The following is a 14,994-nucleotide window of genomic DNA, read 5'->3' on the forward strand; positions in this document are numbered from 1 at the left end:
GGTGCGACGACTCCCACAGGGTGCAGGCGTCAGTGCGCGCCAGCAGCCTTGTTCAGGTCGCTCTCCGCCCACTGGGTATACACGCAGGCATCGGCCACCGCCCAGCGGACCTTGACGCTGTCGCCCGGCTGCATCGGCATGCCCGCCGCCGACAGGGCCTTGACCGTCATGGCCGTGCCACCGGTGGTCACCACGCTGCAGGTCTGGCTCTCGCCCAGGAACAGCACCTCGCCAACCCGCGCAGACACCTGGTTCCAGCCCGCTGGCAGGGGCTGCTGGATGGCCTGTTCGGCGCTCAGGGCCACGGCTTTTTCCGGACGCACCATCAGCAGCGCATCCTGCCCCTCGCTCAGCCCCGGGGTCAGGCGCATGGCCAGTGGCTGGCCTTCGAAGCTGGCCGCGCCGTTGCCGTGGGCCTTGACGCGCAGGAAGTTGGAGTTGCCCAGGAACGAGGCGACGAAGGCATTCGGCGGGTTTTGGTAGAGGTCGTAGCCGGTGCCCAGGCCGACGATCTTGCCGTGGCTGAAGATGGCGATGCGCTGGGACAGGCGCATGGCCTCTTCCTGGTCGTGGGTGACGTAGACGATGGTGATGCCCAGGCGCCGGTGCAGCTGGCGCAGTTCGTCCTGCAGGTCTTCGCGTAGTTTCTTGTCCAGCGCGCCAAGCGGCTCGTCCATCAGCAGGATGCGTGGCTCGTACACCAGTGCCCGGGCGATGGCCACGCGCTGTTGCTGGCCGCCGGAGAGTTGCGCCGGGCGGCGGTGGGCGAAGCTGTCCAGCTGCACCAGCTTGAGCATGGCGTCCACTTGCTTGTCACGCTCGGCGGCGCTGCGCTTGCGGATGGCTAGGGGAAAGGCGATGTTGTCGCGCACCGACAGGTGCGGGAACAGCGAGTAGCGCTGGAACACCATGCCGATGTCGCGCTTGTGCGGCGGCACGTTGACCAGCGACTGGCCACTGACCAGGATCTCGCCGCTGCTGGGGGTCTCGAAACCGGCGAGCATCGACAGGGTGGTGCTCTTGCCCGAGCCGCTGGAGCCGAGGAAGGTCAGGAATTCGCCGTCCTGGATGTCCAGGTTGATGTCGTCCACGGCGGCGAAATCGCCGTAGTGCTTGTTCAGGTTGCGCAGGCTGACCAGGGTCTGGGCGTGCCGCGGGGTGTCGAGGACTGCACTCATCTTGTTGTTCTCCAGGCGCTCAAGCGCTGACTTCGTTGCGCCGGCGCAGGGCGGCGGCGATGACCATGACCAGCAGCGACAACCCGATCAGCAGCGTCGAGGCGACGGCGATCACCGGGGTCAGGTCCTGGCGCAGGGTGGTCCACATTTTTACCGGCAGGGTCTGCAGGGTCGGGCTGGCCATCATCACGCTCAGCACCACCTCGTCCCAGGACACCAGGAAGGCGAACAGGGCGCCGGCGATCATCCCCGGGCGGATCGCCGGAAAGGTCACCTTGACGATGGCCTGCAGGCGCGAGGCGCCACAGATCACCGCGGCATCCTCGATCGACTGGTCGAACAGCTTGAGCGAGTTGATGATCGAGATGATGGTGAAGGGCAGGGCGACGATCACATGGCTGACCACGAAGGAAAACAGCGTGCCGGTGTAGCCGAGCTTGAGGAACAGCGCGTACACCGCCACGGCGATGATCACCAGCGGCACGATCATCGGCAGGGTGAACAGGCCGTAGAGCATCTCCCGGCCGGGAAAGCGCCCGCGCACCAGGGCAAAGGCGGTGGGCAGGCCCAGGGCCACGGCGCAGAGAGTGGTCAGCACCGCCACCTTGAGGCTGGCCAGGGCCGCGTCCATCCATTCGGCGTTGGAGAAGAACTGCGCGTACCACTTCAGCGTCCAGCCCGGTGGCGGGAACACCAGCCACTGCGAGGAGCCGAACGACAACAGCACGATGAACACGATCGGCAGCAGCAGGAACAGCGCGATCAGGCCGGTGGTGGCGAACAGGCCGTAGCGCAGGCGCCGGCCCATGGCGTTGGGCGTCAGGAGCATCTTGGCTTACCTCGCGTTGCTGCTGCCGACCGGCGATTCCGGTTGCAGCTTCAGGTAGAAGTAGAACAGCACCAGGGTGATGGCGATCAGCAACGCGGCGGCGGCACTGGCCAGGCCCCAGTTGAGGAACGACTGCACCTGCTGGACGATGAATTCAGGCAGCATCATGTTCTGTGCGCCACCGAGCAGGGCCGGGGTCACGTAGTAGCCCAGGGACATGACGAACACCATCAAGGCGCCGGAGAACAGTCCCGAGCGGCACAGCGGCAGGAACACCTTGAAAAAGTTGGTCCAGGGGCTGGCGCCGCAGATGGAGCCGGCCTGCAGCACCATCGGGTCGATGGCCTGCATGGTCGCCTGCAGCGGCAGGACGATGAACGGGATCATGATGTAGCTCATGCCGATCACCACACCGGTGAGGTTGTGCACCATCTCCAGTGGCGCATCGATGATCCCCATGGCCATCAGTGCCTTGTTGATCACCCCCGAGGCTTGCAGCAGTACCAGCCAGGAGTAGGTACGCGCCAGCAGGCTGGTCCACATCGACAGCAGCACGATGTTCAGCAGCCAGCGGCCCCAGCCGCGTGGCACCAGGGTGATCGCCCAGGCCAGCGGAAAGCCCAGCAGCACGCTGATCAGGGTCACAAGGCCCGCCACCGAGAAGGTGTTGAACAGCACCCGGGCATAGGCCGAGTTGGCGAACAGCTGCTCGTAATTGCCCAGGCCCGGCACCGGCTCCAACACCCCGCGCAACAGCAGGCCGATCAGCGGGGCGAAGAAAAACAGGCCGAGGAACAACAGGGCCGGCAGCAGGTTGCGGCTGCCGCGCCAGCGCAGGCGCAGGGGCGGTGTCTGCTTCATCGCGGCTCCCTTGGTGCCGGCACCCGGGGTGCCGGACGGGGTTTGCAGGGCATTGATCGCGACTTTCATTTGACCAGCCACTCATTCCAGCGGGTGGCGATGGCCGGGCCGTTCTTGGCCCAGTAGGCAAAGTCCAGGGTGACCTGATCCTGAGCGTAGGCGGTCGGCAGGTTCGGCGCGAGGTCGGCCTTGAGCTGGCCGATGCTGTCGAGGTTGACCGGGGCATAGGCGGTGAGGTTGGCGAACTCGGCCTGGCCCTTGGCGCTGCTGGCTTCGGCCAGGAACTTCATGGCCGCGTCCTTGTTCTTGGCGCCCTTGGGCACGACGAGGAAATCGGCCATGACCAGGTTCTGCTTCCAGCTCACACCGACGGGGGCGCCGTCCTGCTGCAGGGCGTAGACCCGGCCGTTCCAGAACTGCCCCATGCTCGCCTCACCGGAGGCCAGCAGTTGCTGGGACTGCGCGCCGCCGCCCCACCAGACGATGTCTTTCTTGATGGTGTCGAGTTTCTTGAAGGCGCGGTCCAGGTCCAGCGGGTAGAGCTTGTCGGCGGGCACGCCGTCGGCCAGCAGGGCCAGTTCCAGCACGCCGGGGCTTGGCCATTTGTACAGGGCACGCTTGCCCGGGTAGGTCTTGGTGTCGAACAGCGCGCTCCAGTCCTGGGGCTTGTTTGCGCCGAGCTTGCCTTCGTTGAAACCGAGCACGAAGGAGAAGAAGAACGAGCCCACGCCGTGGTCGGAGACGAAACGCGGGTCGATGCGCTCACGCTTGATGGTGGTGAAGTCCAGGGGCTCGAGCAGGCCTTCGGCGGCGGCGCGCAGGGCGAAGTCGGCCTCGACGTCGACCACATCCCACTGCACGTTGCCGCTTTCGACCATGGCCTTGAGCTTGCCGTAGTCGGTGGGGCCGTCCTGGACCACCTTGATCTTGCTGGCGTCACTGAAGGGTTCGGCCCAGGCCTGCTTCTGCGCATCCTGGGTGGTGCCACCCCAGCTGACGAAGCTCAGGCTGTCGGCGGCAAGGCCGACCTGGCAGGTCAAAGTCAGCAGGCTGGCGGCCAGCACTGCACTTGCGCGTTTGGTGAACAGCATAGGTACGCCCTCGTTTCTTGTGTTTATCGGCGGGCTGTCGTTGCCCGCCTTGTAATGGGGAGCATCAGTTCAAGCGTGGTTGTGGCTGGCGGACCTGTCAGGAGCCGTTCAGCAGGTTTTTCGGTCTACGGGATATCATATTATGGTATTCCAAACTTTTGGCAAGCATCTGGAGGCTACCGGCTATCACCCGGCACTGGCGTTCGGGCAGGCAGGTGCGGGCCAGAGCCTTCGCCGGCCAGTGTCTATAGTGAAGTAATCTTTCCGAGCGGAGCCCGGTCATGGAGCTGATCAGTCGAGAACCCTGGTGGCGCGAGCCGCCCAAGCCCGGCCAGCGGGAGGAGGATCTGCATTGGGGGTACCTGGAGATCTACAAGGACGGCCATGCGGTGTTCGTCGACCAGCGTCCCAGTGACCGGGAGCTGGCCGAGCGCAAGAGTTGCCGCAATTTCCCCAAGGCCCAAGAATAGGTGCGGCGGGGCGGGGTGGGAGCGGGCTTGCCCCGCGATGCGATGCGACGGGCCCCGTGCAATCGCGGGGCAAGCCCGCTCCCACAGATCACCAGTCCCCCACAGATCGCCCGTGCCTACACGCCGGTATAGGGCACACATTGCACCACTTCCAGGTCATACCCGGTCAGGCCCGCGTACTTCAGCGGCGGCCCCAGGTGACGCAACTTGCCCACGCCCAGGTCCTGGAGGATCTGCGCGCCAGTGCCCACTTCCGAATAGGTGCGCGACTGACCGCGCTGGTAGGGCCGCGGCAGCTGGGTCAGCTGCGGCACGCGTTCGAGCAGGGCTTGGGAGGACTCGTGGTTGGCCAGGATCACCACTACCCCGCAGCCTTCGGCAGCGACCTTCTGCAAGGCCGCCCACAAGGTCCAGTTGGCGGGGCCGGCATATTCGGCACCGACCAGGTCGCGCAAAGGATCGATCACATGCACGCGCACCAGGGTCGGCTGCTCGCGGCGGATATTGCCCATGACCATGGCCATGTGCACACCGCCTTCGATACGGTCCTCGTAAGTCACCAGGCGGAAGGTGCCATGCACCGTCGGCAGGTCACGCTCGCCGATGCGCTTGACCGTCTGCTCGGTGCTCAGGCGGTAGTGGATCAGGTCGGCGATGGTGCCGATCTTGATGCCATGGCGGGCGGCGAAGATTTCCAGGTCCGGGCGGCGGGCCATGGTGCCATCGTCGTTGAGCACCTCGACGATCACCGAGGCCGGGCTGAAGCCGGCCAGGCGCGCCAGGTCGCAACCGGCTTCGGTGTGCCCGGCGCGGGTCAGCACGCCGCCCTCGCGGGCGCGCAGGGGAAAGATATGCCCCGGCTGTACCAGGTCTTCGGCCCGGGCGTCGGGGGCCACGGCGGCGGCCACGGTGCGGGCGCGGTCGGCGGCGGAAATGCCGGTGGTGACGCCCCTGGCGGCTTCGATCGACACGGTGAAAGCGGTACTGAAGGCGCTGCCGTTGCTCGGCACCATCTGCTCCAGGCCCAGGCGCTGACAGTGCTCGTCGCTCAGGGTCAGGCAGATCAACCCGCGCGCTTCGCGGGCCATGAAGCTGATGGCCTGGGCGTCGCAGCGTTCGGCGGCGATCAGCAGGTCACCTTCGTTTTCCCGGTCCTCGTCGTCCACCAGCAGCACCATCTTGCCCTGGCGGTAGTCTTCGAGGATCTCTTCGATGCTGTTGAAAGCCATTGCTGCGTACTCGCTGTCAGGTAGAGATTTTTATGGTATACCATAATACCAAACAACTTGAAGCGGGAGCGTGCAATGAAGGCTTACTGGATTGCCCATGTCGACGTCAGCGACCCGGAGCAGTATCAGCAGTACACCCAGCGGGCGCCGGCGGCGTTTGCCGCGTTCGGCGGCAAGCTGCTGGCCCGTGGCGGGCGCAGCGAGGCGATGGAGGGCAGGGCGACGCCGCAGCGTAGCGTGGTGATCGAGTTCGAGTCCTACGAGCAGGCTGTGGCCTGTTATCGGTCGGAGCAGTATCAGGCGGCGTGCCGGTTTCGTCAGGGGGTGGCGCAGGCTGAGGTGATCATTGTCGAGGGATGCCAGGCTTGAGGCCTCATCGCGGGGCAAGCCCGCTCCTACAGATGCTGTGGGAGCGGGCTTGCCCCGCGATGACGGTGGTCAACTGCGCGAGGAAGGGCCGGCTTGCGGTTCGCTCTCCCTACGCAGGTAAGCCTCCAGCAACGGCATGCTCAAGTCGAGCCAGGCTTTCTTGACCAGCACCTCCAGCTCCTTGTAGGCCCTGGCGTATTGATCCGAGTTCAGCGACAGGCCGACGCTGCTCACCTCTGAAAGCGGTACGCCCAGTACCACCGCCAGCACCTTGTGCAATTGCTGGCGTTCGAACTCGGAGAGCTCGGCGGGCAGTTCTTCGCCCTCGGCCAGGCTGTCCAGGTAGCCTCCCTGCTGACCTCGCCAGGTGTCGATGTCGGCCATCACCCGGGCATAGGCGAATCTCAGGTAGCGTTGCCAGAACACTTCGCTGACCAGGTAGCCAGGGAACAGGCTCGCCTGGGTGCTCTGCACGGCCGTGGCCGCCTGGTCGAGCATGGCGTCGGTGACCCAGCGGGTATAGACACTGAAGGCCTGGTCGGTGGGGGCGTGCCTGATGCCCAGGCGCGCTGCCAGGTGGCGGAGAAAGTACAGCTGCACCTCCACCGGATCGCGGACGTCGTGCCCCTGGTTGTGCCAGGTGGTCATGTTGCCGGCGACATGCTCCTGCAGGCGCATCCAGCGCCACTGGCTGAGGGCCAGACCGAGCATCTCGGTGTGCACGGCATCCTCCGGGGTTGCGGACATCAGTCGGTCCGCCTCGGCCAGGTGCAGCATCTGCGAGAACATCAGGGCATCGCGGTCGACACAGGTTACCTCGTCGACGATCTGGAACAGGGCGATACGGGTGTTGTCGCGGAACGCGGCGCGAATGAGGGTCTGGATGTCATCCAGCCTTGTACGGTAGCGGCCGTGGATGCGCCGCAGGACAGCGAAGAAGTTCTCGGCAGCAGGTAGTTCGGACAAGCTGTCGGCTTGCTGCCGCTCGCTCTCCGGCATGCCGGTGAACAGTTGTGTCGTCAGGGGGCGAAGGTGATGCCCCGAGTCGAGCAGATCGGCATCGGAACCGCTGTTGAGTTCGCTGGAGTGGTCGCTGGGCAAGAACTCCCCGCCCGCGGTCTCCAGCTCCTGGGCGAAGCGTGCCTGGTCCGCTTCGGGCACAGCCTCCAGGCTGATGATCAGGGCGGCGTTGCTGCCTGCGCCCGGCGGCACGCTGCTGAAGTACAGGCCGCGCAGGTTCACCGACGCCAGACGGTGCAGCTGGTCGAGGCCGATGGGCCATTGGGACAAGCCGGTATTGCGCAGGTCGATTTCTTCCAGGTGTGGCATCTGCCTGAAGTCCGGGCTGGCCAGCAGATGGTTCCCGGACAGGTCCAGCACCCGCAGTGCACTCAGTCGGCCCAGGGACGCGACGTCATCGGGCGTCAGTTGCAGGTCGTTATCGGTCAGGTGCAGGATCTCCAGGCCGGGTGCACGGCTGAGCATGTCGACGACACCCGCTTCGAAGCTGACCTGGGAGCGTTCCATGATCAGTGCCGAAAACACTGGGCTGGCGGTGACGGCGTGCATGTCGGCTACGGTCCAGTGCATGCCGTCGAGGGTCATGTCGTTGAGGTGAAGGTACTGCAGGCGCGTCGCCCGGCCCAGCATCCGCAAGGCCGAAGGCGCGACCCGAGTGCGCGACAGGTCGAGGTTCTGCAGGAACTGCAGGTCGCCCAGAGCCTGCGGCAATGTAGTCAGTGGTGCTCCATGGATGCTGACGCGATGCAGGTTGGGCATTTGCCGGATGAAGTCCTCGCTGATTTCGTGGATGGGCAGGTCGGTGATCGACAACGCCTCGACGGCAGGCAGGGGTACCGGGATGGGCGGTAGCCTGTCCAGGTCCGGGTTGCGCAGGTCCAGCGTCACCGTGATCAGGTTGAATTGCGACTCCCAGGCATAGCGCACGCGCAGCACCGCATCGTCACGTGCCTCCCGGATCGCTTCGTTGGGGCTGCTGTCCACCCAGGCCTGCAGGCCCTGCAGCTGTGCATGTTCGCGTTCCCGCGCCTGGACCCAGGGCAGGATGGGCTCTTCACGCCTGAGCAGGTCGTGCAGCAGCCAGGTAATAAAGGTGCCATCCAGGCGCAGGATGCCCAGGTTACTGTGCAGGGCCTGCAGGCGAGTAGCGGCCGGTTCGCGTTCGAACAGGCCAGGCCCTGCGCCCAGGGGATCGTTGCGCTGCCAGGGATCGAGCGCTGGCGGGGCGAGCCAGGGATTGTGCACCGGCAGGCCCAGCAGCAAGCGGGCGCGTATCGGTCGCTCCATGGCAAGCTGGGTAAGCTGTTGATGCAGGCGTTCGGGTTCATTGGGCCCCAGCCCCAGACTGCGGCAGACCGGCTCTCCCAGGGCGTACAGCAGGCTGCGGTAGAAACCCAGGTCGGTGTTGTCCAGCCCAATGGGGATATGGTCGGCTCTGGTGGCGAACCAGCCTTCATCTTCGTCATGGTACAGGCTGTTGGACTCCACGTCGGTCCTGCCGACCGAGGCCAATACCTCACCCAGGTGCCCGGCCCGCAGGACCAGGGCGGTACCGCTCGGCCAGCCGGGCAGGAACTCCAGCAGGCCGATCGCCAGTCTGAAGGTGTCGTGATTGGCCAGGGTCGGGTAGATGAAGCCTTCCAGTGCCCGGGTCTGGGGCAAGTCGTCCTGCACCTGGTCGATGGCCTGGGTCAGGCTACGCGGAACCGCATGATTGCGCAGTTGCAGTTCTGCGACCAGGTTCGGCCTGACACGATCGAGCAACAGCTGGGCGAGAGGCCTGGGCATCCTGGGGAAGCGGCGCTCTAGTTCGAGCACCGCCACATCCGGGTGGATGTGGGCCAGTTCATAGCGATAGTTGAAAATGGCCGCGTGCAGGCGACTGAACCAGTCCGCGAACAGATCCGCAGGCGGCGCGTCGCAGGCCTGGTCAGCCGGGCACTGGCCCGGGGGCGGCGAGTCGCCCGGGCTGCGCCGCGGACGATTGCCGCCGGGGTGGCGGCCCAGACGAATGTCTACCAACTGGCGGAAGGTGAGCAGTTGGGGGATATGGGCTTCGTCGGGCAGCGTTTGTCCCGCAGCGATCCGCTGCATGTCCCGGCTGACGGCGGCATGCAGGCGCGCGCGCAGGAGCGTGTCGCGCAGCATGGCCGGCGCAGGCTCGTCACAACTGTAGACGCGTCGCAGCTGGGCATTGCTGGTGTTGCTGATACAGGCGAAATCCAGCAGCTGTTGATCGCTGAAGCCTTCGACCATGGGCCCCAGGCGTCGCAGCAGCGACAGCCGGCTCCAGTACTGCGGCTGCTCCAGGCTGTGGTGCCAGGCGCCGCGCTGGTTGTGTTCGAGAATCGGCTGGTAGACGCCATCGGCCGTCGCGCTGTCGAGCCGCCATTTGCCCAGCGCCGCATCCCGGACAATCGGGTAGACGTGCTGGTTGATGCGGATGGCCGGGCGGCCCTTGACCTGGTAGATGCCCTGCACATCGGGTTGGCCGGCATCGACATCGTCAGCAAAGCGGTAGCGGCTAAGGTCGATGCGCCAGCGTTCGAGGCTGCCGTCCGGCAGGCGGACCCAGCGCAAGGACTCGACGCTGTCGGACGGGCTGCGACCTTCATCTTCCTCGCCGGCTGCAATGCCGACCCCGGCACCGAGCATCAAGTGGCTCTGCATGAGCGTGGAAAAATCATGCAATGGATAGCTCGCAAGCGTAGCGCCAGGCTGGGTGGCTTCGGTCAGGAACCTGGCATCGTCGATCAGGCGCTCGACCATTTGGTCCAGCACCCAGTTGTGCCACGACCTAGTCAATGGCGCCGCGTCCAGGGCCGGGCTGGTGTAGGTCGCGGCCGCGTCCTGCAAGCGCGTGCGGAGCATGGCGCGCTGACGCAAGGGGATGAAACGTTCGAAGAACGCCTGGAACGTCGGGTCCACCAGGTCCCGTTGCAGGCTGGCGAAAAAGTGCTGGCGGCTCGGGTACTCCTTCAAGGGGTGTTGCGGGTGACCGGGGATGAACGCCACACAGTGGGGGATATGCTCCCGAGGGGCATCGAACAGCAGGATTTCAGGCAACCTGATGTTCCCCGGCAAGAACAACGACCTTAACGGGGGGCGCGCGCCCTGGTCTGCCGGCGTGTCCTGACGAACACCCTGGGCGAACAGGGCCAGTGCCCGCTTCAGGATGCTGGCCCCGGTTGGTTGCAGATGCCCCTTGATTTCGGCGATCAGTTGTTCTTCGCGCAGCGTTGCCTCGTAGGCATCGAGCTTGAGGCTGCGCAGGCGGGGCGAGCGCAGGCTTTTCATGAGGTAATCGGGGTAGGTTCTCAGGTCGGCATTGCTGTGCCTGTACAGGTCGGCGGGGGTAACGCCCTGGGTGTCCTTGATGGCGAACGGGTCCCACTGCTTGGCAAAGTCATACAGGGTGAACAGGGGGAAGCTCGCCATGGCCGCTTGGCGCGCCTGCCGGCCACGTTGTTGCTGGCCGCCGAGCAGGTGACGCTGGTCTGGCGTGGCCTGGCGCAGCCACAGGGGTTCGTCGGCGGTTTCCAGGGGTGAGCGTCGGGTTCGGATATGGCGTGTCGGCGCCGGGTTGTCGGCGGCAGGTTGGGGAGCAGGCATGATGAAGTCCTCGCGGTGAATGGAGGGCTATCGAATCAAGCGCGGGAGCGGGGCCTGCGGTATCTATGTATGGGGACTGGCGGATTGTGCCAAGTTCGTCATCGCGCCGGCCTAAAGCGATCAAGCCGTAGGCCCTGGGCTCGGGCAGGCTGGAGTGTCTGCTCAAGGAGATGACCATGATCCGATTGACCCTGTCCGAGGCCCGCACGCTTGCGTACTCGATCCTCTTGCACAACGGCTTTACGGCCGACCATGCCAATGCTGTGAGCGACACCATAGTCGCCGGCGAACGCGACGGTTGCGCATCCCACGGCCTGTACCGGGTGCTGGGCTGCGTCAGCTCGCTCAAGGCTGGCAAGGTAGTGCCAGACGCGCTTCCTGAAGTGATCGACCAGGCGCCCTCGATCGTACGCGTGGACGCTGCCGGCGGCTTCTCGCAACTGGCGTTCCAGGCTGGCCTGCCGTTGCTCCAGGCAAAAGCCCGCAGTACGGGTATCGCCGCCCTGGCAATCAACCGTTGTGTGCACTTTTCCGCATTGTGGGTGGAGATCGAACAACTGGCCGAAGCTGGTCTTGTCGCCCTGGCGTTCACCCCCAGCCATGCCTGGGTCGCACCGGCCGGCGGACATCAGCCGGTGTTCGGCACCAACCCCATCGCTTTCGGTTGGCCGCGGGCGGGTAAGGATCCTTATGTATTCGATTTCGCCACCAGCGCCATCGCCCGGGGCGATATCGAACTGCATCGGCGGGCGGGCAAGGCCATTCCCGAAGGCTGGGGCGTGGATGAGCATGGCCGGCCCAGCACCGACCCCAACGTGGTGCTCGACCGGGGGGCGATGCTGACCTTTGGCGGGCACAAGGGCTCGGCGCTGGCGACGCTGGTCGAGCTGATCGCAGGCCCCTTGATCGGCGATCTGACCAGCGCCGAGTCGCTGTCCCATGCCGGTGGCAGCAAGTCTTCGCCCTATCATGGCGAGCTGTTGATTGCCCTGGACCCCAAGCGCTTCCTGGGGGACGCCGCCGATCAGCACCTGGCCCGCGCTGAAGCGGTGTTCGAGAGTATCGAGGGGCAGGGGGCGCGGTTGCCGTCGCAACGCCGTTACGCGGCGCGGGCGCGCAGCCTGGAGGAGGGGGTTCAGATTCCAGAGGCCTTGTACAACGATCTCAAGGCGCTGCTGGATTAACGGGCAATCCTCGGCAGGCTTGCTGTGGGAGCGGGCTTGCCCCGCGATAGCGATAGGTCAGTTGCATCGCTTCGCGGGGCAAGCCCGCTCCCACCGAGGTGCGTGGCAGTGGCTGATCCTATAGTGCGGCGCGGCTGCTCTGGCCGTCTACCAGGCGGGCGATGCCCAGCGGGTTGGCGTTCTGCAGCGCTTCGGGCAACAACGCATCCGGGCAGTTCTGGTAGCAGACCGGACGCAGGAAACGGTCGATCGCCAGGCTGCCCACCGAGGTGCCCCGAGCATCCGAGGTGGCCGGATACGGCCCGCCATGCACCATCGCATCGCAGACCTCGACGCCGGTGGGGTAGCCGTTGAACAGCACGCGACCGACTTTCTGCTCCAGCAACGGCAGCAGCCCGGCATGGGCCTGCAGGTCTTCTGCCTCGGCGATCAGCGTTGCCGTCAGTTGGCCGTGCAGGCCGTCCAGGGCCTGATGCAGTTCCTGCGCATCGGCCACCTCCACCAGCACCGTGGCCGGGCCGAAGACTTCTTCCTGCAACAGCGGGTCACCCTCGATCAGCAGGCGTGCGTCGGCCTTGAACAGTTGCGGCTGCGCCTGGTTACCCTGTTGCGCGCGACCGGCCAGGTGAATGATGCCCGGATGCGCCAGCAGCGCCTGCACGCCCTTGCCGTAGCTGGCGAGGGTGCCGGCATTGAGCATGGTCTGTGCCGGCTGTTCGGCCAGTTGCCCCGCCAGTTGCTCGGCGAAGGCACTGAAGGCCGGCGAGCGCAGGCCGATCACCAGCCCCGGGTTGGTACAGAATTGCCCGCAGCCAAGCACCACCGAGGCGGCCAGTTCGCGGGCGATCTGTTGGCTGCGACTGGCCAGCGCCTGGGGCAGCACCAGCACCGGGTTGATGCTGCTCATCTCGGCGAATACCGGGATCGGCTGTGGCCGTGCCGCCGCCAGGTCGCACAGCGCACGTCCGCCCTTGAGCGAGCCGGTGAAACCAACCGCCTGGATCGCCGGGTGCTTGACCAGCGCTTCGCCGACGCCGGCACCGAAGATCATGTTGAACACGCCCTTGGGCATGCCGGTCTGTTCGGCGGCGCGGATGATTGCATCGGCGACCACTTCGGCGGTGGCCATGTGGCCGCTGTGGGCCTTGAACACCACCGGGCAGCCGGCGGCCAGCGCGGCGGCGGTGTCGCCCCCGGCGGTGGAGAAGGCCAGCGGGAAGTTGCTGGCGCCGAACACCGCTACCGGGCCGACCCCGAGGCGGTACTGGCGCAGGTCGGCGCGCGGCAGCGGCTGGCGATCCGGTTGGGCGCGGTCGATGCGGGCGCCGAGAAAATCGCCCCGGCGCAGCACCTGGGCGAACAAACGCATCTGCCCGCTGGTGCGCCCGCGCTCGCCAAGGATGCGGGCATTGGGCAATGCCGTTTCGCGCGTCACCAGCTCGATGAAGTCATCGCCCAGCGCCTCCAGTTGCGTGGCGATGGCGTCGAGGAATGCCGCCCGCCGTGCAGGCGACAGGCTGCGAAACGCCGGGTACGCCTGTTGTGCGGCGCGGACGGCAGCGTCCACCTCGTCAGGCGTGGCCTGGTGGAAATGCCAGGGCAGGGCTTCGCCGCTGCTCGCCTCATGGCTGTGCAGGGTGACAGTGCCGGCGGCGCTGCGCGCGCCACCGATGTAGTTGTGGCCGATGATATCCGGCATGGAACACTCCATTTCAATAGTGGGTCAGGCCAGCGAATTGCCCTGGCGAACGGCGGCGCTCTGCCCGCTGGCGATGCGCTCGGCGGCCTCGGCGTCGACCTGATGCAGCGACTTGCCACGGGTCTCGCGGGTCAGGCCGACGGCGATGATCGAGATCAGCGAGGCGCCGACCAGGTACAAGGCAATCGGTGTCGAGCTGTGGTACTCGTTGAGCAGGGTGATGGCGATCAGCGGCGCCAGGGAGCCGGCGAAGATCGGCGCGACCTGGTAGCACAGCGACAGGGCGGTGTAGCGCACATGGGTCGGGAACAGCTCGGCCATCAGCGCCGAGTAGGGCGCGTAGGTCATCGACTCGATGGCCAGGCCCAGGGTGATCGCCGCCATGATCAGCAGGTTGTTGCCGGTGTCCATCATCGGGAAGCCGACGAAGCCCCAGAACGCCGTGAGCACCGCGCCGGTCAGGTACACCGGCTTGCGCCCGACCAGGTCGGACAGGTAGCCCATCAGCGGGATCAGGAAGAAGTGCAACAGGTGCGCGCCGAACATCAGCAGGAGGATCTGCGAAGTGTCCTTGTGCACCACCAGCTTGAGGTAGGTGATCGAGAAGGTCACCACCGTGTAGTAGAGGATGTTCTCGGCAAAACGCGCACCGATCCCCACCAGCACCGCACGCCAGTGATGGCGCAATACCTCGACCACGCCCAGTTGCTGCACGGCCTTCTTCGCCTGGCGGGCCTGGGCTTCCTTGAAGATCGGCGCATCATCGACGCTGGTGCGGATCCAGTAGCCGATCAGTACCACCACGGCCGAGAACCAGAAGGCCACACGCCAGCCCCAGGCCAGGAACTGCTCTTCGGACAGGGTGCTCGACAGCAGGAGTAGGGCCAGGGTCGCGATCAGGTTGCCCGCCGGCACCCCGGCCTGCGGCCAGCTGGCCCAGAAACCGCGGCGATTGGCCGGGCAGTGTTCGGACACCAGCAGGATGGCGCCGCCCCATTCGCCACCGAAGGCGAAGCCCTGGATCAGCCGCAACAGCACCAGCAGCACTGGCGCTGCGTAGCCGATGCTGTCGAAACCGGGCAGGCAGCCCATCAGGAAGGTGGTGATGCCGACCACCACCAGGCTCAGTTGCAGCAGGCGCTTGCGGCCGAACTTGTCACCGTAGTGACCGAACACCAGGCCGCCCAGGGGGCGGGCGAGAAAGCCCACGGCATAGAGGGCGAAGGCGGCGATGATGCCGTCGATGGGGCTGTCGGTCTGGCGGAAGAACAACTGGCCGAAGACCAGGGCCGAGGCCGTACCGTAGAGAAAGAATTCATACCATTCGGCGACGGTGCCGGCCATGGCCGCGGCCACGACGCGTTTCAATCCCGAAGGGGTGGTGGTTGCGCTTGCAGAGTGATTGGACATGGGGAGGTTTCCTGTATGGGCGCAAAACAGGCGGGCCGGCCT

General features: G+C 65.9%; 11 protein-coding genes. 3 read left to right on the forward strand and 8 right to left on the reverse strand.

Features of this window, described 5'->3' with window-relative positions:
- Positions 1-29 precede the first annotated feature (29 nt).
- Genes M2D63_RS01690 through M2D63_RS01705 form a run of 4 tightly spaced genes read right to left on the reverse strand, consistent with a single transcriptional unit; the run spans position 30 to position 3,959 of the window.
- Positions 30-1,178 (reverse strand): ABC transporter ATP-binding protein, encoded by a 1,149-nt coding sequence (locus tag M2D63_RS01690; RefSeq protein ID WP_285861004.1) that lies wholly within the window; start codon positions 1,176-1,178, stop codon positions 30-32.
- Positions 1,179-1,197: 19 nt separating this feature from the next.
- Positions 1,198-2,007 (reverse strand): ABC transporter permease, encoded by an 810-nt coding sequence (locus tag M2D63_RS01695; RefSeq protein ID WP_285861006.1) that lies wholly within the window; start codon positions 2,005-2,007, stop codon positions 1,198-1,200.
- Positions 2,008-2,013: 6 nt separating this feature from the next.
- Entirely contained in the window at positions 2,014-2,937 is a 924-nt protein-coding gene (locus M2D63_RS01700) for an ABC transporter permease (protein WP_285861008.1), read from the reverse strand.
- Positions 2,934-3,959 carry an ABC transporter substrate-binding protein gene (locus M2D63_RS01705; RefSeq protein WP_285861009.1) on the reverse strand — a complete coding sequence of 342 codons (1,026 nt, stop codon included), beginning with the start codon at positions 3,957-3,959 and terminating at the stop codon, positions 2,934-2,936. The genes M2D63_RS01700 and M2D63_RS01705 overlap by 4 nt, the downstream gene beginning before the upstream one ends.
- A gap of 281 nt (positions 3,960-4,240) precedes the next feature.
- Here M2D63_RS01705 and M2D63_RS01710 point away from each other — a divergent pair, with 281 nt between their 5' ends.
- On the forward strand, positions 4,241-4,429 hold the full coding sequence (locus M2D63_RS01710; RefSeq protein ID WP_285861010.1) for a hypothetical protein: 189 nt from the start codon (positions 4,241-4,243) through the stop codon (positions 4,427-4,429).
- A 116-nt stretch (positions 4,430-4,545) separates the two neighbouring features.
- Here the strand turns inward: M2D63_RS01710 and ribBA are convergent, their stop codons facing one another.
- Positions 4,546-5,658, reverse strand: coding sequence for a bifunctional 3,4-dihydroxy-2-butanone-4-phosphate synthase/GTP cyclohydrolase II (ribBA, locus tag M2D63_RS01715; RefSeq protein ID WP_285861011.1), 1,113 nt, complete (start codon positions 5,656-5,658; stop codon positions 4,546-4,548).
- A 75-nt stretch (positions 5,659-5,733) separates the two neighbouring features.
- On the opposite strand from ribBA, the gene M2D63_RS01720 reads away from it, so the two are divergent.
- The gene (locus M2D63_RS01720; protein WP_285861012.1) at positions 5,734-6,027 is read left to right on the forward strand and encodes a DUF1330 domain-containing protein; all 294 of its coding nucleotides are present in this window, start codon (positions 5,734-5,736) and stop codon (positions 6,025-6,027) included.
- Positions 6,028-6,096: 69 nt separating this feature from the next.
- Here the strand turns inward: M2D63_RS01720 and M2D63_RS01725 are convergent, their stop codons facing one another.
- The gene (locus tag M2D63_RS01725) at positions 6,097-10,659 is read right to left on the reverse strand and encodes an NEL-type E3 ubiquitin ligase domain-containing protein (RefSeq protein ID WP_285861013.1); all 4,563 of its coding nucleotides are present in this window, start codon (positions 10,657-10,659) and stop codon (positions 6,097-6,099) included.
- Between the two features lie 176 nt (positions 10,660-10,835).
- On the opposite strand from M2D63_RS01725, the gene M2D63_RS01730 reads away from it, so the two are divergent.
- On the forward strand, positions 10,836-11,843 hold the full coding sequence (locus M2D63_RS01730; protein ID WP_285861015.1) for an Ldh family oxidoreductase: 1,008 nt from the start codon (positions 10,836-10,838) through the stop codon (positions 11,841-11,843).
- A 118-nt stretch (positions 11,844-11,961) separates the two neighbouring features.
- Here the strand turns inward: M2D63_RS01730 and M2D63_RS01735 are convergent, their stop codons facing one another.
- Positions 11,962-13,542 carry an aldehyde dehydrogenase (NADP(+)) gene (locus tag M2D63_RS01735; RefSeq protein WP_285861016.1) on the reverse strand — a complete coding sequence of 527 codons (1,581 nt, stop codon included), beginning with the start codon at positions 13,540-13,542 and terminating at the stop codon, positions 11,962-11,964.
- A gap of 24 nt (positions 13,543-13,566) precedes the next feature.
- On the reverse strand, positions 13,567-14,952 hold the full coding sequence (gene abaF, locus M2D63_RS01740; RefSeq protein WP_285861017.1) for a fosfomycin efflux MFS transporter AbaF: 1,386 nt from the start codon (positions 14,950-14,952) through the stop codon (positions 13,567-13,569).
- Positions 14,953-14,994: the final 42 nt, after the last annotated feature.

It is taken from the genome of Pseudomonas sp. BJa5, from assembly GCF_030272875.2.
Taxonomy (GTDB): domain Bacteria; phylum Pseudomonadota; class Gammaproteobacteria; order Pseudomonadales; family Pseudomonadaceae; genus Aquipseudomonas.

Coding starts and splice junctions, on each gene's coding strand:
- M2D63_RS01730 (WP_285861015.1), top strand. CDS start 10,836: ATGATCCGATTGACCCTGTCCGAGGCCCGCACGCTTGCGTACTCGATC.
- M2D63_RS01705 (WP_285861009.1), bottom strand. CDS start 3,959: ATGCTGTTCACCAAACGCGCAAGTGCAGTGCTGGCCGCCAGCCTGCTG.
- M2D63_RS01690 (WP_285861004.1), bottom strand. CDS start 1,178: ATGAGTGCAGTCCTCGACACCCCGCGGCACGCCCAGACCCTGGTCAGC.
- M2D63_RS01700 (WP_285861008.1), bottom strand. CDS start 2,937: ATGAAAGTCGCGATCAATGCCCTGCAAACCCCGTCCGGCACCCCGGGT.
- M2D63_RS01710 (WP_285861010.1), top strand. CDS start 4,241: ATGGAGCTGATCAGTCGAGAACCCTGGTGGCGCGAGCCGCCCAAGCCC.
- M2D63_RS01720 (WP_285861012.1), top strand. CDS start 5,734: ATGAAGGCTTACTGGATTGCCCATGTCGACGTCAGCGACCCGGAGCAG.
- M2D63_RS01725 (WP_285861013.1), bottom strand. CDS start 10,659: ATGCCTGCTCCCCAACCTGCCGCCGACAACCCGGCGCCGACACGCCAT.
- abaF (WP_285861017.1), bottom strand. CDS start 14,952: ATGTCCAATCACTCTGCAAGCGCAACCACCACCCCTTCGGGATTGAAA.
- M2D63_RS01735 (WP_285861016.1), bottom strand. CDS start 13,542: ATGCCGGATATCATCGGCCACAACTACATCGGTGGCGCGCGCAGCGCC.
- M2D63_RS01695 (WP_285861006.1), bottom strand. CDS start 2,007: ATGCTCCTGACGCCCAACGCCATGGGCCGGCGCCTGCGCTACGGCCTG.
- ribBA (WP_285861011.1), bottom strand. CDS start 5,658: ATGGCTTTCAACAGCATCGAAGAGATCCTCGAAGACTACCGCCAGGGC.